General features: G+C 61.7%; 26 protein-coding genes. 8 read left to right on the forward strand and 18 right to left on the reverse strand.

The annotated features are described in order from the left end of the window. Positions 1 to 49 precede the first annotated feature (49 nt). The 7 genes from AB843_RS22100 (at position 50) to AB843_RS22130 (ending at position 7406) form a co-directional block, all read left to right on the forward strand. Positions 50 to 1063 carry a sulfate ABC transporter substrate-binding protein gene (locus tag AB843_RS22100; protein WP_425286835.1) on the forward strand — a complete coding sequence of 338 codons (1014 nt, stop codon included), beginning with the start codon at positions 50 to 52 and terminating at the stop codon, positions 1061 to 1063. Between the two features lie 10 nt (positions 1064 to 1073). Further along, a complete protein-coding gene (gene cysT, locus AB843_RS22105) occupies positions 1074 to 1934 on the forward strand; it encodes a sulfate ABC transporter permease subunit CysT (protein ID WP_048649077.1) in 861 nt (286 codons plus the stop codon). 4 nt (positions 1935 to 1938) lie between these two features. Further along, complete coding sequence (gene cysW, locus AB843_RS22110) at positions 1939 to 2829, forward strand: sulfate ABC transporter permease subunit CysW (RefSeq protein WP_048649107.1); 891 nt, start codon at positions 1939 to 1941, stop codon at positions 2827 to 2829. An 11-nt stretch (positions 2830 to 2840) separates the two neighbouring features. After that, on the forward strand, positions 2841 to 3965 hold the full coding sequence (locus AB843_RS22115) for a sulfate/molybdate ABC transporter ATP-binding protein (protein WP_082143954.1): 1125 nt from the start codon (positions 2841 to 2843) through the stop codon (positions 3963 to 3965). 135 nt (positions 3966 to 4100) lie between these two features. Then, positions 4101 to 5834, forward strand: coding sequence for an SLC13 family permease (locus AB843_RS22120; RefSeq protein WP_157384583.1), 1734 nt, complete (start codon positions 4101 to 4103; stop codon positions 5832 to 5834). Between the two features lie 234 nt (positions 5835 to 6068). After that, positions 6069 to 7007 (forward strand): LysR substrate-binding domain-containing protein, encoded by a 939-nt coding sequence (locus tag AB843_RS24675; protein ID WP_206412944.1) that lies wholly within the window; start codon positions 6069 to 6071, stop codon positions 7005 to 7007. 159 nt (positions 7008 to 7166) lie between these two features. Then, positions 7167 to 7406 carry a hypothetical protein gene (locus AB843_RS22130; RefSeq protein ID WP_048649079.1) on the forward strand — a complete coding sequence of 80 codons (240 nt, stop codon included), beginning with the start codon at positions 7167 to 7169 and terminating at the stop codon, positions 7404 to 7406. Between the two features lie 40 nt (positions 7407 to 7446). On the opposite strand, the gene AB843_RS22135 is transcribed toward AB843_RS22130, so the two are convergent. The 11 genes from AB843_RS22135 to AB843_RS22175 form a co-directional block, all read right to left on the reverse strand. Next, positions 7447 to 7767, reverse strand: coding sequence for a DUF1515 family protein (locus AB843_RS22135; RefSeq protein WP_048649080.1), 321 nt, complete (start codon positions 7765 to 7767; stop codon positions 7447 to 7449). Between the two features lie 20 nt (positions 7768 to 7787). Beyond that, a complete protein-coding gene (locus AB843_RS22140) occupies positions 7788 to 8018 on the reverse strand; it encodes a hypothetical protein (protein ID WP_087587169.1) in 231 nt (76 codons plus the stop codon). A 161-nt stretch (positions 8019 to 8179) separates the two neighbouring features. Next, entirely contained in the window at positions 8180 to 8695 is a 516-nt protein-coding gene (locus AB843_RS22145) for a hypothetical protein (protein WP_053086177.1), read from the reverse strand. Positions 8696 to 8881: 186 nt separating this feature from the next. Then, the gene (locus tag AB843_RS22150) at positions 8882 to 9490 is read right to left on the reverse strand and encodes a histidine phosphatase family protein (RefSeq protein ID WP_048649081.1); all 609 of its coding nucleotides are present in this window, start codon (positions 9488 to 9490) and stop codon (positions 8882 to 8884) included. After that, positions 9490 to 10524, reverse strand: a complete 1035-nt coding sequence (locus AB843_RS22155; RefSeq protein ID WP_048649082.1) for an ABC transporter ATP-binding protein — start codon at positions 10522 to 10524, stop codon at positions 9490 to 9492. The genes AB843_RS22150 and AB843_RS22155 overlap by 1 nt, the downstream gene beginning before the upstream one ends. A gap of 4 nt (positions 10525 to 10528) precedes the next feature. Further along, a complete protein-coding gene (locus tag AB843_RS22160) occupies positions 10529 to 12274 on the reverse strand; it encodes an ABC transporter permease (protein ID WP_048649083.1) in 1746 nt (581 codons plus the stop codon). Positions 12275 to 12339: 65 nt separating this feature from the next. Beyond that, entirely contained in the window at positions 12340 to 13467 is a 1128-nt protein-coding gene (locus AB843_RS22165; protein WP_053086178.1) for an ABC transporter substrate-binding protein, read from the reverse strand. Positions 13468 to 13573: 106 nt separating this feature from the next. Further along, positions 13574 to 14494 (reverse strand): MurR/RpiR family transcriptional regulator, encoded by a 921-nt coding sequence (locus tag AB843_RS22170; protein ID WP_244468058.1) that lies wholly within the window; start codon positions 14492 to 14494, stop codon positions 13574 to 13576. 273 nt (positions 14495 to 14767) lie between these two features. Further along, positions 14768 to 14956, reverse strand: a complete 189-nt coding sequence (locus AB843_RS25765; protein ID WP_157384584.1) for a DUF6455 family protein — start codon at positions 14954 to 14956, stop codon at positions 14768 to 14770. 38 nt (positions 14957 to 14994) lie between these two features. Continuing rightward, positions 14995 to 15255: a hypothetical protein gene (locus AB843_RS26010; protein ID WP_082143955.1), complete on the reverse strand. Its 261-nt coding sequence runs from the start codon at positions 15253 to 15255 to the stop codon at positions 14995 to 14997. Next, entirely contained in the window at positions 15252 to 15956 is a 705-nt protein-coding gene (locus tag AB843_RS22175) for a VOC family protein (protein ID WP_082143956.1), read from the reverse strand. Before AB843_RS22175 ends, AB843_RS26010 begins: the two co-directional genes overlap by 4 nt. Positions 15957 to 16142: 186 nt before the next feature. On the opposite strand from AB843_RS22175, the gene AB843_RS22180 reads away from it, so the two are divergent. After that, entirely contained in the window at positions 16143 to 16787 is a 645-nt protein-coding gene (locus AB843_RS22180; RefSeq protein WP_048649085.1) for a TetR/AcrR family transcriptional regulator, read from the forward strand. Here AB843_RS22180 and AB843_RS22185 read toward each other — a convergent pair. The 7 genes from AB843_RS22185 to AB843_RS22215 form a co-directional block, all read right to left on the reverse strand. After that, positions 16782 to 18071, reverse strand: coding sequence for a TRAP transporter large permease (locus AB843_RS22185; protein WP_048649086.1), 1290 nt, complete (start codon positions 18069 to 18071; stop codon positions 16782 to 16784). The genes AB843_RS22180 and AB843_RS22185 overlap by 6 nt on opposite strands. A gap of 2 nt (positions 18072 to 18073) precedes the next feature. After that, positions 18074 to 18592 (reverse strand): TRAP transporter small permease, encoded by a 519-nt coding sequence (locus AB843_RS22190; RefSeq protein ID WP_048649087.1) that lies wholly within the window; start codon positions 18590 to 18592, stop codon positions 18074 to 18076. A 75-nt stretch (positions 18593 to 18667) separates the two neighbouring features. Further along, a complete protein-coding gene (locus tag AB843_RS22195; RefSeq protein ID WP_157384585.1) occupies positions 18668 to 19642 on the reverse strand; it encodes a TRAP transporter substrate-binding protein in 975 nt (324 codons plus the stop codon). A 56-nt stretch (positions 19643 to 19698) separates the two neighbouring features. After that, complete coding sequence (locus AB843_RS22200) at positions 19699 to 20463, reverse strand: maleate cis-trans isomerase family protein (RefSeq protein WP_082143958.1); 765 nt, start codon at positions 20461 to 20463, stop codon at positions 19699 to 19701. Further along, positions 20460 to 20966 (reverse strand): acyl-CoA thioesterase, encoded by a 507-nt coding sequence (locus AB843_RS22205; protein WP_048649090.1) that lies wholly within the window; start codon positions 20964 to 20966, stop codon positions 20460 to 20462. Before AB843_RS22205 ends, AB843_RS22200 begins: the two co-directional genes overlap by 4 nt. Further along, positions 20963 to 22108 carry an FAD-dependent monooxygenase gene (locus AB843_RS22210; protein ID WP_048649091.1) on the reverse strand — a complete coding sequence of 382 codons (1146 nt, stop codon included), beginning with the start codon at positions 22106 to 22108 and terminating at the stop codon, positions 20963 to 20965. Before AB843_RS22210 ends, AB843_RS22205 begins: the two co-directional genes overlap by 4 nt. Positions 22109 to 22136: 28 nt before the next feature. Beyond that, complete coding sequence (locus AB843_RS22215) at positions 22137 to 23810, reverse strand: AMP-binding protein (RefSeq protein ID WP_048649092.1); 1674 nt, start codon at positions 23808 to 23810, stop codon at positions 22137 to 22139. Positions 23811 to 23818 lie beyond the last annotated feature (8 nt).

The following is a 23818-nucleotide window of genomic DNA, read 5'->3' on the forward strand; positions in this document are numbered from 1 at the left end:
AGTTTAACTGCTAACTATGGAGATAGCCATGTTGCTCAATCGACGGTCAATGCTCTTCACCGCCATGCTCGCGGCCTCGGCGCAGGTCGGCGGCCTCGGTTTCGCCTTTGCCGACACGACCCTTCTCAACGTCTCCTACGATCCAACGCGCGAGCTCTACCGCGCGTTCAACGAGGCGTTCGCCGCGCATTGGAAGGCCGAGACGGGCGAGACGGTCACCATCCGGGCGTCGCATGGCGGCTCGGGCAAGCAGGCGCGCGCTGTGATCGACGGTCTTGATGCCGACGTTGTCACCCTGGCGCTCGAATCCGACATCGACGCCATCGCCAAGAACACCGGCAAGATCCCCGCCGACTGGCGCGGCCGGCTGGAGAACAACAACGCTCCCTACACCTCGACCATTGTGTTCCTGGTCCGCAAGGGCAACCCCAAGGGCATCGAGGACTGGGGCGATCTGGTGAAGGACGACGTCCAGGTGATCACGCCGAACCCCAAGACGTCCGGCGGCGCGCGCTGGAACTATCTCGCCGCCTGGGCGTGGGCCAGCGAGGCGTTCGGCGGCGACGAGGAGAAGATCAAGGGCTACATCGCCGATCTCTACAAGCGGGTTCCGGTGCTCGACACGGGTGCGCGCGGATCGCTGACGACGTTTGCCCAGAGGCAGATCGGCGACGTGCTCCTGGCCTGGGAGAACGAGGCCTACCTTGCCGGCGCCGAGTTCGGCGATGACCAGTTCGACATCGTGGTACCGCCCTCGTCGATCCTCGCCGAACCGCCGGTGGCGCTCGTCGACGGCAATGTTGATGCCAAGGGGACTCGCGAAGTCGCCCAGGCCTATCTCGAATACCTCTACTCGCAGGAAGGCCAGCGGCTCGCCGCCAAGCACTTCTACCGTCCGGCCAAGCGCGATCTGGTTCCGGCTGAAGACCTGTCGGCCCTGCCCGACATCGACCTGGTCTCGATAGACGACCCGCTGTTCGGCGGCTGGGCGAAGGCGCAGCCTTATCACTTCGGCGACGGCGGCGTCTTCGACCAGATCTACCGCCCCGGTTCGTCGAACTGAGGACGGCGAGATGAGCACCCTCGTCGCGGCGCAGGGGTGGCGGTTCAGGAAACCGAGCGTCATTCCCGGCTTCGGGCTGACGCTCGGCTTCACGATCGCCTATCTCACGCTGATCATTCTCGTCCCGCTGTCCGGCGTCGCCTGGCGCACGACAGAACTCGGTTGGACCGAGTTCTGGGCAATCGCAACCGACGAACGCACGCTCAAGGCGCTGAGGATTTCCTTCGGCACCTCACTGATCGCAGCAACGATCAACGTGGTGTTCGGCACGCTCGTAGCCTGGGTGCTGGTGCGCTATCGTTTTCCGGGTCGGCGCATCGTCGATGCCGCTGTGGACCTGCCCTTCGCCCTGCCCACGGCGGTAGCAGGCATCGCGCTTGCCTCGATCTATGCGCCGAATGGCTGGATCGGCCAGCTTCTCGCTCCCTTCGGCATCAAGGCGGCGTTCACGCCGCTCGGCATCGTCATCGCACTGGTCTTCATCGGGCTGCCCTTTGTGGTGCGCACCGTGCAGCCGGTGATGGAGGAGATCGACAACGAGGTGGAGGAAGCTGCCGCCACGCTGGGCGCCAACCGCTTCCAGACGATCCAACGCGTCATCCTTCCGGGTCTCGCCCCTGCGGTCCTGACGGGCTTCGCGCTCGCCTTCGCGCGTGCGGTCGGCGAATACGGTTCGGTGATCTTCATCGCCGGCAACATTCCCTACGTGTCGGAGATCGCGCCGCTTCTGATCGTCATCCGGTTGGAGGAGTTCAACTATGCGGGCGCGACGGCGATCGCGGCGATCATGCTGATCATCTCGTTTGCCATGCTGTTCGCCATCAACCTGATCCAGGCATGGAGCCGCAGGAGGTATGGCTATGGCGGTTGAACTCATGACCGACATGTCGCAGACGGTTGCGGCTCACCCGGCAGGCACACGCCGCTACCGCCGCGCCACCACGGAGGGACCGGTCGCCAAGGGCGTTCTGATTGCGATGGCACTCGGCTTCCTGGCGCTGTTCCTCGTGTTGCCCCTGATCGCGGTCTTCATCGAGGCATTCCGCAAGGGCGCGGGCGAATTCCTGTTCGCGCTCCGCGAGCCCGACACGCTCGCCGCCATCCGCCTCACCTTGACGGTGGCGGCCATCGCCGTGCCGCTCAACCTCGTCTTCGGTGTAGCGGCTGCCTGGGCGATCGCCAAGTTCGAGTTCAAGGGCAAGGCCTTCCTGACGACCTTGATCGACCTGCCGTTCTCGGTCTCGCCAGTGATTTCGGGGCTGGTCTACGTGCTCCTGTTCGGGGCTGGGTCGATGCTCGGACCATGGCTGAAGTCGCACGGCATCGAGATCCTGTTCGCCGTGCCAGGGATCGTGCTGGCGACGATCTTTGTCACCTTCCCCTTCGTCGCGCGCGAACTGATCCCGTTGATGCAGGATCAGGGCACCGGCGACGAGGAGGCCGCACTGTCGCTCGGCGCCTCCGGCTGGCAGACCTTCCGCTTCGTGACCCTGCCCAACATCAAGTGGGGCCTGCTCTACGGCGTGTTGCTCTGCAACGCGCGGGCCATGGGCGAGTTCGGCGCCGTGTCGGTTGTTTCGGGCCATATCCGCGGCCTGACCAACACCATGCCGCTACATGTTGAGATCCTCTACAACGAGTACAACTTCGTGGCTGCCTTTGCCGTTTCGACCCTGCTGGCCGGCCTGGCGCTGGTGACGCTCGTTCTCAAATCCTTCCTAGAATACCGCTATGGCGACGAGATCGCCGCCGCGGCCAAACATTAGGAGCGCCCGTCATGGACCTCTCGATCAAGTCCGCACGCAAGGAATTCGACGGCTTTCCAGCCCTGCACGATGTCTCGCTCGACATCCGTTCGGGCGAATTGATTGCATTGCTCGGTCCGTCCGGCTCCGGAAAGACCACGCTGCTGCGCCTGATCGCCGGGTTGGAGCGGCCGACCGAAGGTGCAGTGTTCTTCGGCGAGGAGGATGCATCCAGCCGCTCGGTGCAGGAACGCAATGTCGGCTTCGTCTTCCAGCATTATGCCCTGTTCCGCCACATGACAGTGGCCGACAACATCGGCTTCGGGCTGAAGGTGCGCCCGGGGTCGAGCCGCCCGCCGAAGGAAGAGATCCGACGTCGCGCCTCGGAGCTTCTCGACCTTATCCAGCTCTCCGGGCTGGAGAACCGCTACCCGAGCCAGCTCTCGGGTGGCCAGCGGCAGCGCGTGGCTCTGGCGCGGGCACTTGCGATCGAGCCGAAGGTTCTGCTTCTGGATGAGCCCTTCGGGGCGCTCGACGCCCAGGTCCGCCGCGAACTGCGCCGCTGGCTGCGTGAAATTCACGACAGGACCGGCCATACGACGGTCTTCGTTACCCATGACCAGGAAGAGGCGCTGGAGCTCGCCGACCGCGTCGTCGTGATGAGCCAGGGGCGTATCGAGCAGGTTGGTTCTGCGGACGACGTCTATGATCAGCCGAATTCGCCCTTCGTCTACGGCTTCATCGGTGATTCCAGCGTGCTTCCGGTACAGGTCGAAAACGGCCAGCTTTGGCTGCAGGACCGCTCGATCGGCATCACGGCTCGAAACGTGGCGGATGGAGCGGCCAAACTGTATTTCCGGCCGCACGACATCGAACTGCTCGATGGCTGTGGAGGTTGTATCGCAGGCACCGTTGCCGCAAGCCGGCGCGTGGCCGGCACGCGCCGGGTGGAACTCGAGGTCGGCGGCGCGCGCGAACGCGTCGAGATCGAACTTCCAATCGAGCATACCGCGGGCGCGAACGGCCGCATAGCCTTCCGACCGAAGCGTTGGAAGGTGTTCTCGGAGAGGGAACAGACGGCCTCCACACCCACTACGGAAGATCCGCGCATCGGCGGGTTCGACGAACGCGAGCTGATGCTGGCCACGACCTTGTGAGTCGGCCACGAATGTGCTCCCTCGCCGCCGATGGCAAGCTGAGGCTACGCTCGCCGCGCTCGGCATGTTATCTCTCTGCCTCTTCGCCATCGCCCTCGGCGCGGCGGCCACGTGGAACCGGAGACGCAGGCGACGATGAGTTTCGAGCAGGCCGAGATAATCGTTCTCCTCGTCGGCATGCTCATCATCTTTGCTCTCGATCGCATTCGCATGGAGCTGGTAGCCCTCGGCGGCCTTGGTCTTGGGGTTTTGCTCGGGTTGATCGGACCGGCGGAAGCCTTCACCGGGTTCTCCAATCCCGCCTTCATTGCCGTGGTGGAAATCCTGCTGATCGTGCAAGTGCTCGGGCGCTCCGGCATCCTTGATCCGCTGGCACGACGCATCTCGGAAATCGCCAGCGCCGAAACCGGGGTTCTGGCTGTCCTGTGTACGGCAACGGCCTGTCTTTCCGTATTGATGAACAACATCGGCGCACTGGCGCTGATGCTTCCCGTCGTGACCAGCGTGTGCAGGGTGAACGGGCTCGACAGCCGGCGCATCCTCATGCCCGTCAGCTTCGCCGCCCTTCTGGGCGGCCTCTGCTCCGTCATCGGCACGCCCGCCAACCTGATCGTCAGCAACCAACTCGCAGCGGCGACGGGGCGTGGGTTCGCCTTCTTCGACTTCGCCTGGGTTGGCGTGCCAGCGGCAGTCGCAGGCATTCTCGTCATCCTCGTCTGGCCGCGCCGCGTGCTGGGGCAGCATGCTGCAGGGCGCGGACGCTTGCCACCACAGGCTTTCCGGAACGTCGTCAGCGAGGTGCGCGTGCTTGCTGGCTCGCGGCTCGCCGGCACACGCGTGGCGGAAGCAGGCCTCACAATCCACGGCATGCGGCGAGCCGGCGCCAATCTCCTGCACCAGCGACGCGAAACCAGCATCGAAGCTGGTGACATCCTGCTTGTTGAGACGAACCTGCCAGAGCTCGAATCCATGTTGGCGGACGGGTCGGCGGCTCTGCCGGACGCCGTTTCGGGCTCTGCGGTTCGGCAGCGGGTCGAAGCTGTCATCATGCCCGAAAGCACGCTGGTCGGATCGCGCATCGGAACCTTGGACCTGCTTCATTCTCGCGGCATTGATGTTGTTGCTGTGGCGCCGCAGACACCGCGCATCGAAGGATCGCTTGCAGACCTCCAGCTTTCGATTGGCGACGTCCTCTACCTCTCCGGCGATCAGGCGGCCATCGACGAGGCGATCGACGAGACCGACATCTTGCCGCTGTGGCCGAAACCCGATGAAGGGGCTACCGAGATCCGCTGGCCTCCGGCGATCGCCTTCGCCGCCGGCATCGGGTTCGCCGCCTTCGGGCTCGCACCGCCGGAACTTGCCTTCGGCCTGGTCGTGATCATTCTTGCCGGATTGGGCAACCTCAACCTGCGCAAGGGTCTGGCCGAGCTGGACTGGCCGATCCTGCTGATGCTGGCAGCGATGATCCCGCTCGGCGAGGCGGTACAGACGACTGGGGCAGCCGTCATACTCGCCGACAGCCTGGTGTCGGTGCTGCCTTCAAACAGTCCGCTCATCATGTCGACTGCGATGATGGGAATTGCTATCGTCATTACGCCCTTCGTCAACAACGCCTCGACCGCCGTGGTGCTTGGACCGATCGCGCTCGGCATGGCCGCTGCCTCGGGTGTCTCACCCGAACTGCTGCTGATTGCCGTGGCCCTCGGCGCCTCCGTCGATTTCCTCACGCCGATCGGCCACCACAACAACACCGTCGTCATGGGCCTCGCCGGCTATCGGTTCGGAGAATTCCTCAAGGCGGGATGGCCTGTGACGATCGTCGTGACGGCGACCGCGACGGTCGCTCTCTGGGTATGGTGGGTGTAGCAACCGCTATCTTCTTGAGAAATCGACAAGCCGACGTTTCGCGAAGGGGCCGAACAGGACATGCCTAGAGCACTCCCACGCTGCCAAGTTCCGAGAGAACAATCGGAGCCTGTAGCGTATATCCGGTAGATGTGTGGATTGGCGGTAGCGGTCCTCCGATACCAATTTTCTTCAACTATTTCAGATAGATAGCAAAAGTTTCGGCGTGTGATCGTAGCTCCCGAAGGGTACTGGGTGTCATTTTGGGTACGCGCGCGAGACGCTACGCCGAGGTTCACGCTCAGCACCAGCGTCTCCTTCGCCAGCAAGTGGTTCGCGCCGCGACTGCACCGGCTGATGGCGCGCCTGCCGGATGTCGATATCCAGCTCGAGGTAAGCGACGTGAATGTCGACTTGACCGACGGCCGGGTCGATGCCGCCCTGCGCTATGGCACCGGAACCTATCCCGGCACGGTCTCCGCCCGGATCCTCGACGAAACCATGAGCCCGGTCTGCAGCCCGGACTATCGGGCGCACATGGACGGGCTAAGCGCGCCAGTGGACCTGACCCGCTGTACGCTCTTGAACGAGAGCCGCGTGCTGCACGACGACAGCGCCTTGCCGAACTGGGAGCGATGGTTCGCCGCCGCGGGGGTCGCGGGCGCGCGCAGTCGGGGACCGACGCTCAGCCATGGCAGCCTCACCATCGAGGCGGCGCTGCGTGGCGAGGGTATCGCCCTTGGACGCAGCATACTGGTGGCCGAGGACATCGCCGCCGGACGGCTGGTCGAACCTTTCCCGCAGATCCGGCTGCCGGTCGGACGCCGTTACGACCTCGTGCATCGGCCGGGCGAAAAGGATGATCCGCGGATCGCGGCTCTCCGCGACTGGCTGAAGGAAGAAGTGCGAACCTTCCTTACCGCGACCGCTTCTGCCCCTTCAGGTACTGATCGCGACCATCGGCAAGCAGGCGCCGCAGTGGTTCTGCCGCGAGCACAAGGCAAATGTCGAAACAATACTCGGCCGATGGGAATAAAGTCGACGCGAGCGTGTTGTTCTTGCGAGTGGGGCGGCGAACGACGGGATCGCGCACTCTTTGTGATTGCCGTCTACAGCTGGAGCGACAGCCATGCGCGTCCTGATGCTCGTTTCCTTCCTCGTGATATCCGCATGCACGACTGCACCCACCGTTGATGCGCCACCGGCGCAGACCGCCCCTGAGAGCGGGATTGATAGCGGTAGCGGGGGATACTAATCGCAGAAAAATGCCCCCGCTGGCACGAAGCCAACGGGGGCGATACTTGCCTGGTTCCGAGAATGCGAGCAACATCAGGCATTCATTAGGAGGGGCCGATGGGCAAGTGGATTATCCTGGGATTGGGCGTACTGCTGACTGCAAACGGTTTCTTCACCCGGACCTATGATTTCCCGAACGAGACACCAGTCAGACACTGCTTCAACATGGACTATATCGGCATCGACGGCTGTTTCCACAACGCGACGGCTCCGATGCTGGTCGCTTGGGCTCCCCTCTTAATCGGTCTGGGTCTCATCGCATGGTCGGTAGTGCGGGCGTCACGGAAAGCAACCTGACGAATCTCACCCGCTGAAACTCAAGGCGGCGGCCGTCCGGTCAGCCACGTGTAGAGGCCAAGCGCCCAGCCGACGGACCCGACGATTGCAATGCCAAACGGACGAGCCAGCGTCCGACGGTTCCTGCACCCTGTGCCTGGGTCCGCAGCTTCACCACATCATCAGTGACGGCCTGCATTTGCTCGATCTTCTGCTTGGTAGCATCGACTTCCCCCTCCATGTGGGAAAGTCTGGTGCTGACCTCATCCAATCGCCGATGTACCACGGCACCGCTGTCATCTGCGCGCTGCAGCCGGTCATCGATCCCCTTCAATTCTCCAAGTATCTGGCCAAGGGTCCGCTCAACACTGGCTTCCGACATTCACTTCAGCCCCGCGTCTCTCACCCATGCCGGGCGCATTCCGATGCAGACCAGACCGAGGCCCCACAGAGTCCCGCAGCGGTCTCGTCGATCTTGCGTTGATCGCGCGGCGTCGCTCCCCTCGCCCCAATCAGCGACGTGCCGACCACGGCGCGAAGCCCCTCACTCGTCACAGGCACCGGTTTCGAAGTCGTACAGCCCGCCACGATCAGCGCAGCGGCGATAACCAGTGCGCCAACGCTCAGCCTCATTACCCGCATGTTCGTTCTCCAGATTGATCCGTTCGAGGAATGCCGCCTGCTCAGCCTGGCGGCCGCGCTGATAGGCGTAAAGGTGCGACCAGGCCAGCGGGCGCCGACAACAGCGGCAACCGCCTCCACGCGCAGCCATGCGCCGATGGAAAGGCCGAACATCAAACCAGCTCCGCCTTCAGTTCCTTCACCGCCTTGAACAGGTCGCGACGGCGCTTGATGCCGTAGATCGCGAACCCGACGATCGCCGGCCGCGCCGCGCTGACAGCCGCCCTCACCCGGTCAAGCACCGCCTCGACGGTCTCCGGCGCCACCAGCGCCTTGTTGAGCGCGTCGCCTTCGTAACAGCTCACGCCGCGCGGCACATGCCGATGCGCGCCTCTCGTGGCCGCCAGCACCGGAAACGACGCCCACTCCATCGCCAAGCGGCGGCCGAACTCGGTGCGGTCGATCTCGCCATTGGTGAACTGGTGGTAGCCGCGGCGGATGAGCAGGTGATAGGCAAGACGGTCCTGCAGGTCGCCGTCAAGGATCTGTGTGCCGTGCAGGCCGAGCTCGTCGATCAGCCCGGCCAGCGTTGCCCGCATGAGATGCGGCGCGCCGGCGGCGGACGAGGCCTTGCTTGAGCCGAAACGCCGCTCCCATGCCTTGGTCGACCAGGTGCGCTGGGCGCGCAAGCGTCATCCTGGTCAAAGGCTTCGGCAGCGCGCTCTGGCGGTCCCCGAAGATAACGTCATAGGATTTGGGCGGCGTCCGCTTGGTTTCGGTCCTGTCGGACGTCAAGCTCGCACAGAGGCGAGCCCGCTCCCAGTCAAGAAGCAGCGCGCCATTGCTTGTGCGGTCAGTTGGGTGAAATGCGACATTCAGTCCGGCGCATCAAAGACGGGGCCGGCCGGATTGTAGTTGAATAGTTCCAGCCGCATATTGGTGAGGCTTCCCCCACGACACTGAAGAACCGTCAGGCTGGCGGTTCCGACCGGAATGATGCGATGCGGCGCAATATCCAGAAAACCTTCAAGAAGAGCGCGCACGACCCCACCATGCGCCACCACCAACAGCGTGCCTGAAACCTTGCCCGCCAGATCCGATACGGCACATTTGGCTCTGTTGCGGAAATCAGCCCAGCTTTCACCGCCGGGCGGGGTGAACGCGCCCGCGCGCCAGTTTACATAATCATCTCCACACTCGGCCTGAAGATCAGGGATCGCCCGGCCGGTCCAGTGGCCGACGTCGTGCTCCCGCAGCCTGGCAACCGGCTCGGCAATCCCAAAGCCAAGCAAACCGGCTGTGTCGCGCGCACGCTGGAGATCCGAAGTCGCAACGAAATCGGGGGCAAGTGCCTGAACGGTCGCCCGCAGCGCCAGAGCCTGTTCACGCCCCCTTGCTGAAAGATTGATGTCGGCGTGGCCCTGCAGCCTTCGAACGGCATTCCATTCCGATTCACCGTGGCGAACAATAAGTAGGCGATCCACTACACCCGCTTCCCTTCATCATCAAAACATGCGGCAGGCTCGGGCGGCAGAAGAAAATGAACCTTGTCTCCAACAGAGAACCGGAAATCGCCATCCGTTACTGCTGTGAGCCGTAGCCCATTCTTCGTGCCTGTAATCATACTGCGGCCGGCCAGAGGGCTGATCTCGGCGAAATCCATTTCAATGGAAGCCGGTCCAGGCCCGGAACCGACGCTTATATCTTCCGGGCGGAACATAAGGCGCCCGCTCCGGTTTCCTTTCCTGAGAGGATGCCCGGGAGGGATGAGGTCGGCATCCACCAGATTTGCCGGCGGTGTCCCCACAAATGTTGCAACGAAAGCACTTGAAGGCTCCGCTACGAGTTCGCCGGGGCTCCCGAACTGTTCGACGCGCCCCTCGTTCAAGACCGCGACGTGGCTGGCCATGGTCATGGCTTCCACCTGATCATGCGTGACATAGATCGAAGTAGCGCGGGTAGCCCGGTGAATGCGCAGAAGCTCTGAGCGCATTTCTACCCGCAACTTGGCGTCGAGGTTCGACAGCGGCTCATCAAACAGGAGGATGCCGGGTCTGGGAGCGATCATGCGCGCAATGGCGACGCGCTGTTGCTGCCCACCGGAAATTTCGTTCGGAAAACGATTGCCAAGATTTTCGATGCCAAGAAGATGCAGTACCTCGCCAACCCGTTCGGCTCGCTCCTGCTTTCCATGACCTGCCACTTTCAGCGGCCAATCGACATTGCCTGCGACTGTCATGTGCGGCCACAGTGCATAGGACTGGAACACCAGTCCGGCGTTGCGTTTCGCCGGCTCAATGGTCCAGTTGCCATCCCCGTCGGAAACGGTTTTCCCGTTGAACTCAATCGTTCCGCCTGTCGGGGTTTCGAGCCCGGCCAGCATTCGCAGCATGGTTGATTTGCCGCAGCCGGAAGGGCCGACGAGAACCAGAAACGAACCGGCCGGAACTTCCAGGCTCACATTCTTTACGGCTTCGAAACTGCCGAAGCGCCTGGACAGGGAATTAATCCTGATCATGTATTCAATCCTTCAGCCAGGGTTGCGACTTCGACTGGAGACGATTTGCAAGAAGGGTCGCCGCGATCGAGATAACGAGCACGACGACGGTGATCGCATTCGCGAATTGCGGGAAACCTTCAGAGGCGTAGCGATAGGCAAGCACCGAAAGGAGCGGCATCGCCGGCGTGAACAACAGCACCACAAGCGACAGATCGCGTATGATCTTCACGAACACGATCAGAGCGCCGCTTGCGAGACCTCTTGCTGCCAGCGGCATCGTGATGGCAGCAAGCCTGCGTAATGTCCCGGCTCCGGTCATGCGAGCGCTCTCGTCAAGTTCGCCTGAAACCTGCTGGATGACCGCGCGTCCGGTCTGAACGGAAAACGGCAGCAGATAGGCCGTGGCGGCGATCACCAGCAGAACGAAGGTTCCATAGAGCGCCGGAACGGGACCGAACCCCGCTCCGAACAGGGCGATATAGGCCGCACCGAAAGCAATTCCCGGCACCAGCAATGGCACAAGGGTAAGCTGGTTGATGGCGGCAGCAATAATGCTGTCCCGATACCTTGCCAGCACGAAAGCAACCAGCAGACCGACAGCGGTTGTGGTGATCGCCACGGCAACCCCCAGTCCGACAGTGATCGCCGTCGCAGAAAGGATGCCGGGATTGTGCCAGATGCCTGGCTGCCCCTGAGCGATATCGGCATTCGAACGCCCGATCCAATAATGAAGGTTCCAGCCGGAAAACAACGCAGAGGACGAAGGCGCAAGCGACGACGCAAACAGGATCACGACAGGAACTATTGTCGTCAGAAAACAGATCACGAAGGCAACGGCAAACAGGGGATATCTCGAGGCGCCAAGCTGGAATCGTTTGGACCTGCCCCCTTTCCCGGTCATCGTTGCGTATGATCGCCTACCGGAGATCATCCGGTTGCCGAGCCACAGAAAAACGGCGGAGACGAGGATCAGCAGTATCGCCAGAACGTATCCGCGTGCCGTCTGACCGATACCGATCATTCCAAACAAACGGGTAGCCAGCGTCTGCATACGCACGGGCAGACCAAGCAATGCCGGAACCGCGAAATTGGAAACGGCGCTGGCGAATGTCAGGGAACCCGCAGCGACGACGGCAGGCAAAACCACCGGCAAAACGATGCCGGCGAGAATTCGGCTGCGCCGTGCCCCTCCAAGTTGCGCCGCCTCCACAAGATCGGAATTGACGGTGGCCAGCGCGGCTACGATCACCGTAAAAGCAAGCGAATAATAGTGCGCAATCAGCACAATAAGAGTCGGCGCCATCCCCCACGCCAGCCAGTCGGGAACCGCGAAGCCAAGTCCTTCTATGAAGCCTACATGCCCGCCAACGCGGGAATTCCGAAACAGCGATCCCCAAGCCAGGGCCGTGGCGAAGCTCGGGATCATGAACGGCAGCGTGGCCATCAGGCCAATTGTGCGGCGAAACGGGATGTCCGTCATGGCTACGAGCCATGCCAGGAAGCCGCCGACGATCACGCAACCCGCTGCGGTCGCAAAACCCAGCAGCATCGTGTTCCGGAGAGGGCCCCAGAAGAGGTTGTAGGAGAGGCGCGAGAAAAGCACGTCATGCCAGGTGCCCGTTGCCTCGTCCGAGAAGGTGAATGCGAGAATCTTGAGCAGAGGCAATGCCACCAGAAGCGTAACAATGCCAAGCGCTGCCAGTTTAATCGCAATGCCGGGCCTACCCGCGAGCGCCAGCCCGCGCGGCCACAATGTATGGCTGGTCATGAGCAGAAACCTGTTTTCGTGTTCAGCTCCGGCATCCCGGCCGGGCCGGGACACCGGAAGCAGGGCTACTGAAGCTGAAGGATGAGATCGCCAATGTTCTGGCGCAGCTTTGCGGTGGCGGCCGGATCCACCCGCCATGCCGTCAGGTCTTTGAGGGGCACGGCAGCCGGATGGCTTTCAATGTCGGTTCGCGCGGCATAGTCCCCCGGCACGTAGAAAGGGGCATAGCTGGGACCGCCATCGCTGGAATCATCACCCATGAGAAAATCGATGACCAGTCTTGCCGCGGCCGGGTGGGTCGTTTTTGCGGTAATGGCAAGCACGGCGGGAAATATGATGCCATTGGAAGGCTGGACATTGTTGGCAATCTGAAGCGCCCAACCTTCACGCTCATTGTCACGCATGTCCGAATAGGTGGTGAAGCCGACTGGCGGCGCAGTCTGCCCCTTGCGGCCGATCGCCGCGCTGACGTCGTCAGACGAACCCACGATAATGACGTCGTTCTCGAAAAGATCGATGATGAACTGCGTGCCGACATTGTCCACGTCTTCATCCAGCTCAATCGGCTTTCCGAACTGCGCCTCGTAGGCTTTGGCCATCTCGTCACCACGAAGGACGAATTCCGTCATCAGGTCCAGATAGTCGCCCTTCTGCAGGGGGTCCACGATGACAACCCGTCCGCGCCATTCATCCGTCGTCATCTGCCAGAGGTTCCGGATCGGCGATCCGTCGGGATAAGCTTCCTCACTATACATCAGCACCTTGGTGGACAGGCGCGGAGAAAGCAGCGGCGCCTTGAATTCCGCAGGCATCCGGTTCTCGATACGCGGTGGCAGGTAATTCCGGATAAGCCCCTTCTCCAGCAATTCCGTCAGCACGACGGGCGTGTCCGACAGGTAAATGACATCTGCATTGGAAATACCTGCGGCGGCCTCTGTCTTCAGCCGCGCAATCTGCTCGGTCGAGCCCATGTCGCTGGGAACCATGTCGACGCCGGGATAGGTTTTCTCGAATTCCTTTTCTACGCGCGCGATGCGGCTGGTGAAGGAATAGACCGTCACTTTGCCTTCCTTTTGCGCGAGAGGCAGAAGTTCTTCGACCGACATATGGTCGAGATCGGGCTCCGCCGTTGCGAGTTGTGGAAGAAAGACCGCCGACAGCAAGGCAAGGCCGCCCCAGAAAATACGCTTCATGATTTCCTCCCTGTGGATTTACCTATCACACTTGTGCATGCAGACTTGCAATTTCCTGAAATCCGCAATTTTACCTGCAAAATCAGGGTAAAAAAAATCCTCCCGGTTATGAACCGTCGAGAACCGACATCAGCTTCCCGACCCGCTCAAGACGATCCAGCGACCGCGGCTCATTCAGCTGGGCGATCTGGAGAATCAGAGCATTCATAATGGTCATCGGAATATTGAGGGACTGGAATGCGTCTCCACTGCCCCCACGCGGAGCAAACAGCAAATGGTCCGGCGCAGGAACAAGCGACGGCCCCACCGCATCGGCAACGACAATCGTTGGTGTGCCTGTTGCCCGCGCGCAATCCGCCAGTGCGGCCCAATGGCGGGGCGCACGCCGGTTGGTAAATGCAAGGACGATATCTTCCCGTTCGAGGCCAGCCAGACGCTCCGCCAGATCGCGTCCATCTCCGCACAGCACAACCGTATCCAGCCCCATGCGCCGAAAGCGCTTGTCGGCAAGAACGACCAGCGCCTCGGCATTTCCGTGGGCGAAGATAAAAACCTTCCGCGCCCTGGTAAGAGCCGCAGCCGCAGTCGAAAGCGCCTCATCGGTTACAAAACCGGAAAGCCGGGTCAGCGCCGTTGCTTCCTGCTCGATAAGCTCCCGCAGGATCGAAGGGCCGCGCATGGTTGCCAGCGTATTGCGGACCCAGCCGGCCGGGTCGGTCTTGACGATGAATTCCTGACGCAGCATATCCCGGAAAAGAGCGTAACTTTCAAAGCCGAGCTTCTTTGCAAGCCTGGACGCCGTCGCCTCATGCACCCCGACACTTCTGGCCAAATCGCCAGCGGTGCCCAGCGCTGCCTCGCGGGGACGCGCCAGCAGTTCCCGAACCAGCTTTTGTTCCGCTGACGTCAACTTCTTCGCTGACGATTTTATGCGTTCGGAAATCATTTTTCGCTTTCCTGCTCCAAGCATTCCTACATCTTGCTTTTCAAACTTGCAAGATAAAATTTTCTGCATGAAATCATGCAAGAAAATACCATGGCACGGTCATGGAAAAGGAAGCGTGATCAGGTCTGAAGCTATAGAGTTCCAGACATTGGCCCGTTATGTGCCGGCGCTGATGAAGCGCGAAAAATAATACGATCATTAAGGAATCGCGTATCCGCTTCGGCAGGCGCTGCTTGTGGCAACGAGCCGGAGCGCCCGCAAAGCCGATTTATTCGTTGCCGGAATAGCGGGCCCTGATTTCCGCAAGTCGGCCGCTTTCATGCTGGCCGATGATTTCAACCGACAGCGGGCGTATCAATTCACTGTCATGCGGCAGGCCGAAGGCATATTTGTCAGGCGCTGACGTCGGACACAACGCACCACCGTTCCACGGTACTCTGCTGGGTTTAGGCGACCGTTCAGGAGAGCTTCGCCCAGATCGAAGCCCGCTCGCCGCGACATGGCGGCCATCAGGCCGTCATGCTTTGCGAGCTTCGCAAACATCTTCCTCTCCTCTCTTACTGTACCTGATCGTCCCCCTTTCAGAGCGGACGGTTCGTGCCAATGACGCGCACTTCATCCCGGCCCCATTCGGCGATCTCGCCGTTGAGCCCACCGGTGAAGATGCCGTACCAGACAGCCGGTTTCATCTTCATCGCCTTCCGGGAGAAGGTGAGTTGGGTCGGGGCCTGGATTGTCCAGTAGCCCTTGACCGGACCCGAGATCGTGACCTCGGGATTGTCGCGTTGGGTTTCGACCATCGGCCGAAACTCGGGCACGTCGATGACATGAACCTCGATCATGAGGCGCTCTCCTTGTAGGCGTCGACCAGCTTGGCCTTGCGACGCCAAACAGTGTCGATATCGGGCATCAGCTGACCGGCCTCCCGGGATTCGGTCTCGATTTCCAGCGCGGCCTGGATCGTCAGTTTCGCGTCTACCTCATCGATCAGTTCCGTCTCCCTGAGCCGCCGCGTAATCTCGACGGGATAACCATTGGGATCGGTGAAGTAGATCGATTCGAGGATCTCGTGTTTCGTATAGGGTGAAACCTTGATGCCACGGTTCTCGAGCGTTTCCTTCCACTGGATGAGCTCTTCTTCCGTATCCACGGCCCAGGCAGTGTGGGTCGCGAAATAGAAATGGTGTTCCTCGGGCGCGTATCTCTCGGGCCGCTCGCTTCCGATGTAGTAGAAGAATGCGATCGTCGCGCCCTTTCCCGCATCGAAGAAGAAATGGAGGAAGTCGTGATGTCCCGGAGGCCCCCAGCCCCGCGCACTGATCGCATGAACAAGCGGCAGGCCAAGGATATCGCGATAAAACTCCACCGTCTCGTTGAGCTTCCATGTCGGTCGCGCGGTGTGATCGACCCCGCGAAGGACAAGCTGCACGCCGTCCTCGGAAGCGTGTCGGGTCCCCGTCAACTCACCGGTGCCGACCCCCATCGCATCGTTGAAACTCTTCGCGGACGACGCGTCTTCCCGGGTTCCCAGTTTTTCCGGCATTCCTGTGTCTCCCTTAGCGAGCGGATCTCATCAATTATTATTGATAGTATCTCAATTAAATCAGGTTGCCAAGGAAATTGTGAGTATGGCAATAAAATGCATATGAACGTAGCTCGGGAAACGAAACGAGGCCGTGGGCGCCCCCGGTCCAATGGCGACGCAGGCGAAGGCCTGGTCAACCGCCAGATGATCGTGGATCTGGCATACGATCAGGCCCGGACCCAATCGATCGACAATGTTTCTTTCGTGCAGATGGCCCGCGAACTCGGTGTGAAGCCCGGTGCGCTACATTATCACATTGGCACCAAGGACGATCTCGCCTCCGCCATCCTGAACCGCTTCTACAAGGAGCTTCTGGCCAAGCTCGACGGAATACCAGGCGACCTTGGATGGCGAGACCGCGTGACGCAATTCGCGCGCATACTGATGAACTGCGAACGCAGCCATGTCGGCGCGGCCGAGCACATTCAGCGCCATGCGCGGTTCCGGGTGTTCCAGAAGGTTCGTGATGGCGAGACGGACTATGGTGCGCGCTACCTCGACCAGACCTTTTCCATGCTCCAGGATGCAGGCTTCGATGCGGAAACTACCGCCATTTTCTATCATGTGCTCGCATTACACTGCCTGGCGACCGCTACATCGGCGAATACCCGGCTGGAACCTGCTGCCCATGAGAATTTTCTCATAGAGAAGGCCAACGCCTACCAATCCGGCGAGATGCCCGGGCTGGAATTCGGATTGCGCGCCTTCGCACGGGTCCGTGCTGATGACGCTTTCGAACTGGGTCTCAAGGCGCTTCTTGACCGCTTCGCTCGACTGCGTCGGTCATAACCGCGACGGCAGCCAGGTGGCGAGTGGCGGAAACGCCCATACCAGAACAAGCGTCAGAACGATCAGTCCGATAAATGGCCAGGAGGCGGCATAGATGTCCCTCAGACCAACCGCGCGCGGGCTGGATGCGCTAAGCGCGAAGAGTGCATAGCCAAACGGCGGTGTGATCGCCCCAAGCGTCAGGTTCAGAAGGAACAGGGTCCAGAACACCAGCGGGTCGAAACCGAAAGTGACCAAGAGCGGTTTGTAAATCGGGATCAGGATCAGCATGAGCGCGATCTGGTCGAGGAACATGCAAAGCACGAAGGGGATGAGCATCAGGAGTACGAGGACCGCGACCGCCGGCAGATCAAGCGCGGTGAAGACCGCGACGAGATCGTTCGTCAGACCGGAAAATGCCATGAGCTGCGTGAGGATCTTCGAGGCCGCCATGATCAGCAGGATCATCGAGGACATCAGGATCGAGCCCTTGAGCGCTTCGACCAGCATCGACGCGGAGAGCTTACGGTAGATCGCCGCGACCGCGAGTGCACCGAACACGCCACAGGCCGCCGATTCGTTGGGCGTGGCGACGCCGAGCAGGATCAAGCCGAGTACAGCGAAGATCACGATGGAGAACGGCAGGAGCGACAGTACCGCCTTCCACACCGGACCGCGCGGCCTGTCGTTACCGCGCGTAATGTCGCGCGACGGATCGCGCCAGAGCAGCACTTGGATGTAGAAGAAGAACAGCACGCCAGCCACGATACCGGGCAACACGCCAGCCGCCAGCAAAGCCGAGATCGAAGTTCCCGAGAGCATGCCGATCAGGACCACGAGGAAGCTCGGTGGAATGATCGGGGCGAGACAGGCACCGCCGAGGACAAGCCCCGACAGAAGATGCTTGTCGCCGCCTCGCTCGACCCCCTCAGCCATGACCGTGCGCCCGAGCATTGCCGCGACAGCGATGGCGGAGCCAGAGAGTGCGCCAAGCAGCACCGAGATGAGCACCACGATGACGTATTGCCGCCCGCGGACCCGGCCAACGATGTCATCCACGGCGTCGAACAGGATGGTAATGCAGCCGGAGCGGAACAGGAGTTCACCGAGTAGGATGAACAGCGGTACCGTAACGAGTTCGGAAGTGGTGACAGTATCGAGGATAGAGGCCGAAAAAATCGACAGCATCTGCGGCCCCATGAGCGTCAGCGCCGCGAAGATGTTGAAGCCGAAAAAGGCCGCAAAGACGGGTACCCCAAGAAGAAACAGCGCGAAGAGGAGGACGCCACCGGCATAGATCGGCATGATCAAAATCCCTCCGCCTCGGCGTGGGGAACGGCTTGGTCGACGTTCTTTCCGCCCAGGACTTCGAATAGCATTCGCAGGACGTGCAGGCCCGAGGATGCGAACCCGTAGAAGATGAACGCGAGAAGCCACCAGCGTGGAATCGGATATCCGGCCGCAGTCAGCGTACCGGCTTTGAAGGCCGTGGCGAGCGATTGCCAGACGATCCAACTCATGACTGCGAGGATCGCCAGTGTCAGGAGCAATGAACCGCCCCCGAGAAGCCGCCGGACCGCGGGCGCCGTGAAGTAGGAGATCAGGATGTCCATGGCAACGTGCTGGCCGCGCCGGGTCACTGCTGGCGTAGTGACAAAAACCGATGCGGCCAGCAGATAGCCAGCCCAGTCCGGCACCCAGCCGATCGGCGCGGCCAGAAAATACCGCGACATAGTGGCGATGAAGGACAGGGACGCGATGGCGGCCAGCGCCGCAATACCCAGCCAGAGGCCAACTTCACTGGAACGATCGTGAATCTTTCCCATAACAGAGACCACTGCTTCTCCTCCCTTCCAGACCGCCGGCCGGACGAATCACGGCCCGGCGGATGCCGCACTGGTCTATTCGAGCAGTAGGCCCGCACCTTCGACGATGTTGCGCAGGCGCCCAGCGGCGTCGGCGTCGCGACTGGCAGCAAAGCTCCAGGAGCCTTCGACGATGGCGTGAGACAGGCGCGCTGCAACTTCGTCTGACAGGGTCAGGCGCTCCATCCCAGCTTCCGCCATCCGCTCATGCTCTTCCTCATTTAGCCGATCGTAGGTGCCGGGCATTTCGTTTTCCAACACCTCTGCCTGGTCAATGAAGACCTTGCGGACGTCCCCGGGCAGGCCGTCCCAAAACGTCTGGTTGGCCAGAATGACGTGCGGCGACGACACCCGGGTATCAAAATAGCGGTCGGTCACCTCGGTGAAACCGTAGCCGGTCGCTCCCGCCGCGGGAAACAGCGCCCCGTCAACGACCCCGCGCTCAAGTGCGCTGAACATCTCCGCCGGCGGAAGAACCACCGGCGTTCCTCCGATTGCGCTGATATAGGGATGCTGCGGCGGCAGCGCACGGATCTGCATCCCCGACAAGTCTCCCGAACCGGAGAGATCGCGGTTGAGGTAGATCCAGTAGCCGTGACCTAACGGCACCGAGATCGCGTGCAGACCAAGGGCGCCGTAGGTCTCCCGCACAACCTCCATGGCGCGGCTTTCGCGGAATGCCTGCGCATCTGGTCGAATGCTCTCGAGCCCGGTCAGAAGAGTCGCCGAGCCGGTATGGAACCCCGGATACGTGCACAGCACCTGAAACAGGCCATTCTGCGTGGGTTCCAGCTGTTCCAGCGGCGGTATGGTCTCGGGGCCTGACATCTGAACGACGATCTCGCCACCCGAGGCTTCGGTCAGAAGCTCCGCATAGCGGTCGCAAATCACGACCGAACCCGGATAGCGGTCGTCCCAGGTCTTGAGCATGCGGACTACGGTTTCGGCCGATGCCATGTTGGCGATGGAGACGAGAGCGGTGCAGGCAAGCAGTTTCGCAAGGGTCTTCATTTTTGGTTCCTCCCATTGCTTGCGCGCCATTGTCGGCGCTGTCGGTTTGGTTGAGATTAGGCAGCCGGCTGCAAGGCTGGGGCGAGGATCGCTCCAGCCGCCGGGGCTACCGGTTCGAGGTTCATTTCCGTAAGCATCGCCCGGACCGTGCACGCGGCAGCCGAGGTGACCGGGATACCGAGGCGCGCCTCGACGGGCGCCAGCGCCGGTAGCGATGGCATCTGCACACAGCAAGACAGCACCACCGCGTCGACCCCCTTTGTCTCGAGGCGTTTGACGTCCTCGACGAGGGCCATCGGATCGCGGGCAGCGACCGCCAGATTGTCCTCGATCTCGAGCGCTAGGCTGTCATGGATCTCGAAGCCCTCGCTTGCGATGTAGTCGGTGACACGGTCGGCCAGCGGCTTCATGTAGGGCATCAGCAAGCTGACACGCTTGACTCGAAGTTCCTTCAACCCGTCGACCAAAGCACCGGCCGAAGACACGACTGGGATCTCCTTGCCCTCTTCCGCGATAGCGCCCTCCAGATTGGATTTGGACACGCAGTGATAGCCAAGACCCTGGCTCATGATTGCGACGAGGCAGGCATATCCCATCACGTCCACGTCAGCATCGGCGAGCTCCCGCGCACAACGCAGCGAATCCCGGTCCATCGCGGTGAGTTCTTCTTGTGTCACCTTCTTCATACGCATGCGGCTCGAGTGGAATGTGAACCTCTCCGGTCGGATCGTCTCACGTGCTCGCAGCATTGCCGGGATCTCGGTTTCCATCGTGATGTTCGATGAGGGCACGATCTGGCCTACGCGATAGGCGCGCATCAGTTTTCCTCCTTGTTTGCGGGATGTGCCGCGGCGTAAGCGACCACGCGGTTCTTGAAGCTCTCCGGAAGCGCCACCGCGACACGGGTCTCGTGGCTGAGTGTCACGGGCGATATCCGTGCGGTGAACGCCAGCGGGCCCTGCCGTTTGCCCTCCGCCTCCAGCTTATGGGCGCGGATGTGCAGGTCGAACGTACGGGTACGAATCTCGCCGACACCCACCTCCATGTCGAATTGAGTGTCGAGTGGCAGACGATCGCGGAAATCGATCTCGACGCCCCGCACCGGGAAATCGACCTTGAGCCGATCCTTCAGCGTGTGGATCGGCCCGCCGAGCATCAGGCTGATGAAGGCTTCGTGAGCCGAGACGACATAGTCGAGAAAACGCGGCGTGTAGGCGACACCCGCCGGGTCGCAGTCGCCCCAGCGCACAACGCGCCTGAGCACCAGAGGCTCGTCCGAGATGACTTCCTCGGTTGGTGGAAAAAACGCGTAGGGGATCGTCATTGCCCCACTCCTTCGCGTTCGGCCGCGCAGGCCGCCGTGAATTCCGGGTAGTCGGCCGCGACACGGGCGGCATCGACACGGCTGGTACGGGTGAGATAGGTGAAGGCGAAGTCGTGCGGCGATTTGGCCTCGGCCATGTGCCGCCCCATCTCCTCGTACCAGGTGTAGCTTTCGCGCGCCGCGCCGATCAGGATATCGGCCGCGGGTTTGCGCCCGGCGACATAGGCGGCGAGCACCGCCTCGATGTCATCTCTCTCCTCGAGAGCCTTCACCAGCGCGATCGAATCCTCCATCGCGATGCGGGTGCCGGAGCCGATCGAGAAATGCGCGCGCCGAACAGCGTCGCCGATCAGCACGCGATGGCCGAAAGACCAGTTGTCGTTCCAGACCGGCTGGAAGTTCCGCCATTCGGACTTGTTCGAGATCAGCGGTTGGCCTTGAAGATCCTCGCGGTAGAGGTCTTCGACGAACGCCTGGCGTTCGTCATCAGTCATATCGGCAAATCCGCAGCCGTCCCATGCGGCCCGGTCGCACTCCATTACGAAGGTGCACATCCGATCGGTGTAGGGATAGTAATGGGCACAGAAGGCGCCGCCGCCGGCGTTGCGAAAGCTGAGCGTCGGCCGGTCATGCAGCCGCTCGGCACCGTACCAGGCGAAGGCATTGGAGAGCTGACTGCCATGTGTGCCGAACTCAGCCTTGTAGGTGCGTCTCAGCGTGGAGTTGGCCCCGTCAGCCCCGATTACGAGGTCGGCGTCTTCCACCACGCGGGGGTCGTTGATCTCGTCGTGATGTGTGACGTTCACCCCCACTTCAGCACAGAGATCCTGCAGCATGTTCAGAAGCGTCAGGCGTTCAACCGCTCCGCCGTAGGCCCGCCCCTCGATCGAGACGGGCTTTCCGTTCAGGATGATCTCCTGGTTACCAAGATCCTTGGTGATTGCCTGGAGTCGCTCGGAGCTCTCGCCGTCTGCCGCCTGAAGCCGCGCGAGCCCCGCGCCCGCCAAAACCACGCCGAAACCGAAGGTCGCGTCTGGCGCGTTGCGTTCGTGAACGTTGATCTCGATGTCACCCAGCCGCTTACGCGCCAGATAGGCGAAGTAGAGTCCCGACGGTCCACCGCCCAAGATATTGATCTTCATGTCAGTGCTCCTTGCCGATCAGCGAGTTTCAGCCGTTTTCCGCAGCATCCTCGGCCTTGAGGATGTCCGCGATACGCTGTCTGAGAGCGACCTTGTCGAGCTTGCCGACCTTGGTGAGCGGTAGCACGTCGATGGGCTCTATCCGCTCGGGCCACTTGAAGATCGCCAAGCCCGCGCCCTTGAGGAACGCGCCCAGTTCATTGATGTCCGGCAGCGTCGCACCCGGCCGCGCTACGGCGTAGAGGCAGATGCGCTCACCATGGGTGGGTGACGGCATTCCGACGACGGCGACGTCGCTGAAGGCCGGATGGGCCATCACCGCTCGCTCGACTTCCTCGCAGTTCACCTTCTCGCCCGCGCGGTCGACGACGTCCTTAATACGACCCTCGAACGAATAAAATTTCATGCCGTCGATCAGGTGGCACTTCATCAGGTCCCCCGAACGATAAAAGCCCTCGGAGGTGAAGGTCTCGGTGTTGCGCTCGGGCGCGTTGTAGTAGCCCCGGATCGTGTACGGCCCGAATACAGCCAGCTCTCCGATCTCACCCGCCGGAACCTCGTCCTCACTACCAGGCCCGAGGAGCCGCACCCGGTCATGTTCAGAGATCGGTGTTCCGCATGTCTCGAACCGCACGAACTCGCTGTCGCCCTCGCGAGTGAACATGATCGTGCCCTCGGTCATTCCGAAGATGTGATGACCGGGCACGCCCATGTCCCTGGTGACGATCTCGGCGGCGTCGGTGGAGAAAATCTCGCGCAGATTGCCCGTCGGGATCCGGCCTTCGGCGATCTCCGTCTTCATCCGCATGATGATGGGCTTCGCCGCGCCCATGACCGTGGGGGTCAGCGCGTTGTGCACCTCGCGCATCGCATCCTGGTCGACGCGAGGTGTGGCGATCACCGTGCCTCCAGACATGATGAATGGACCCCAGCCGCAGCCCATGTTGAGGTTGTGCGCAAAAGGCATCGGCACGAAAAGACGGTCCTCGGCCGTCCAGCCCTTGAAGGCCATGACCTGACGCATGTTATAGAGATACTCTGCGTGTATCCGCGGGATGATCTTGGGCACACCCGTCGTGCCGCCGGACAATTGGAAGGCGGCGACTTGCCAGGGATCCTGAGGAACCTCGTCCAACCTGCGCCGGGCATCCTCCAGGTCGCCTGTCATCAGATCGGCCAGGTCCACGGCGCCCTCGCCTGCTCCCCCCCGGGTCGAGACGATCAATTCCAGCCCCGGCACCTCGCCCTGCATCTTCTTGGCGAAGGCGTGAAAGTCGAACTTGCCGGCGTTGCTTTCGATGAAATGCGCTTTCGCGCCGCCGAATGACCCGAGATAGCCGATTTCCGCCTCGCGGTGGGCGGCAAGCGTGCAGATCGGAATGATGCCGGCCTTCCAGCAGGCAAGGAACGAGATCAGCGTTTCTGGCGTGTTTGTCAGCTGGAACAGTACGCGGTCGCAGGGGGAAAGCCCCAGACCCAAGAGACCGGCCGCGACCTTGTCGGTCGTCTCATCCAGCTCGCGATAACTGATACGGCCCTCAAGCCAGATGATGGCGTTGCGGTCTGGGTGGATCTTGGCGGCGGCGCGGAAGCCGTCACCAAGCGTTTCCGAGGTCAACGCTCCTGCGGCGTGCCAGCGCTCCAAGTCCGCCGGATCGGGATAGACCAAGCCTTCGATGGGATTTCCGGGTGCGAATGTCATGTTCTCCT

The sequence above is a fragment of the Nitratireductor soli genome, assembly GCF_001050155.1.
GTDB lineage: Bacteria > Pseudomonadota > Alphaproteobacteria > Rhizobiales > Rhizobiaceae > Nitratireductor > Nitratireductor soli.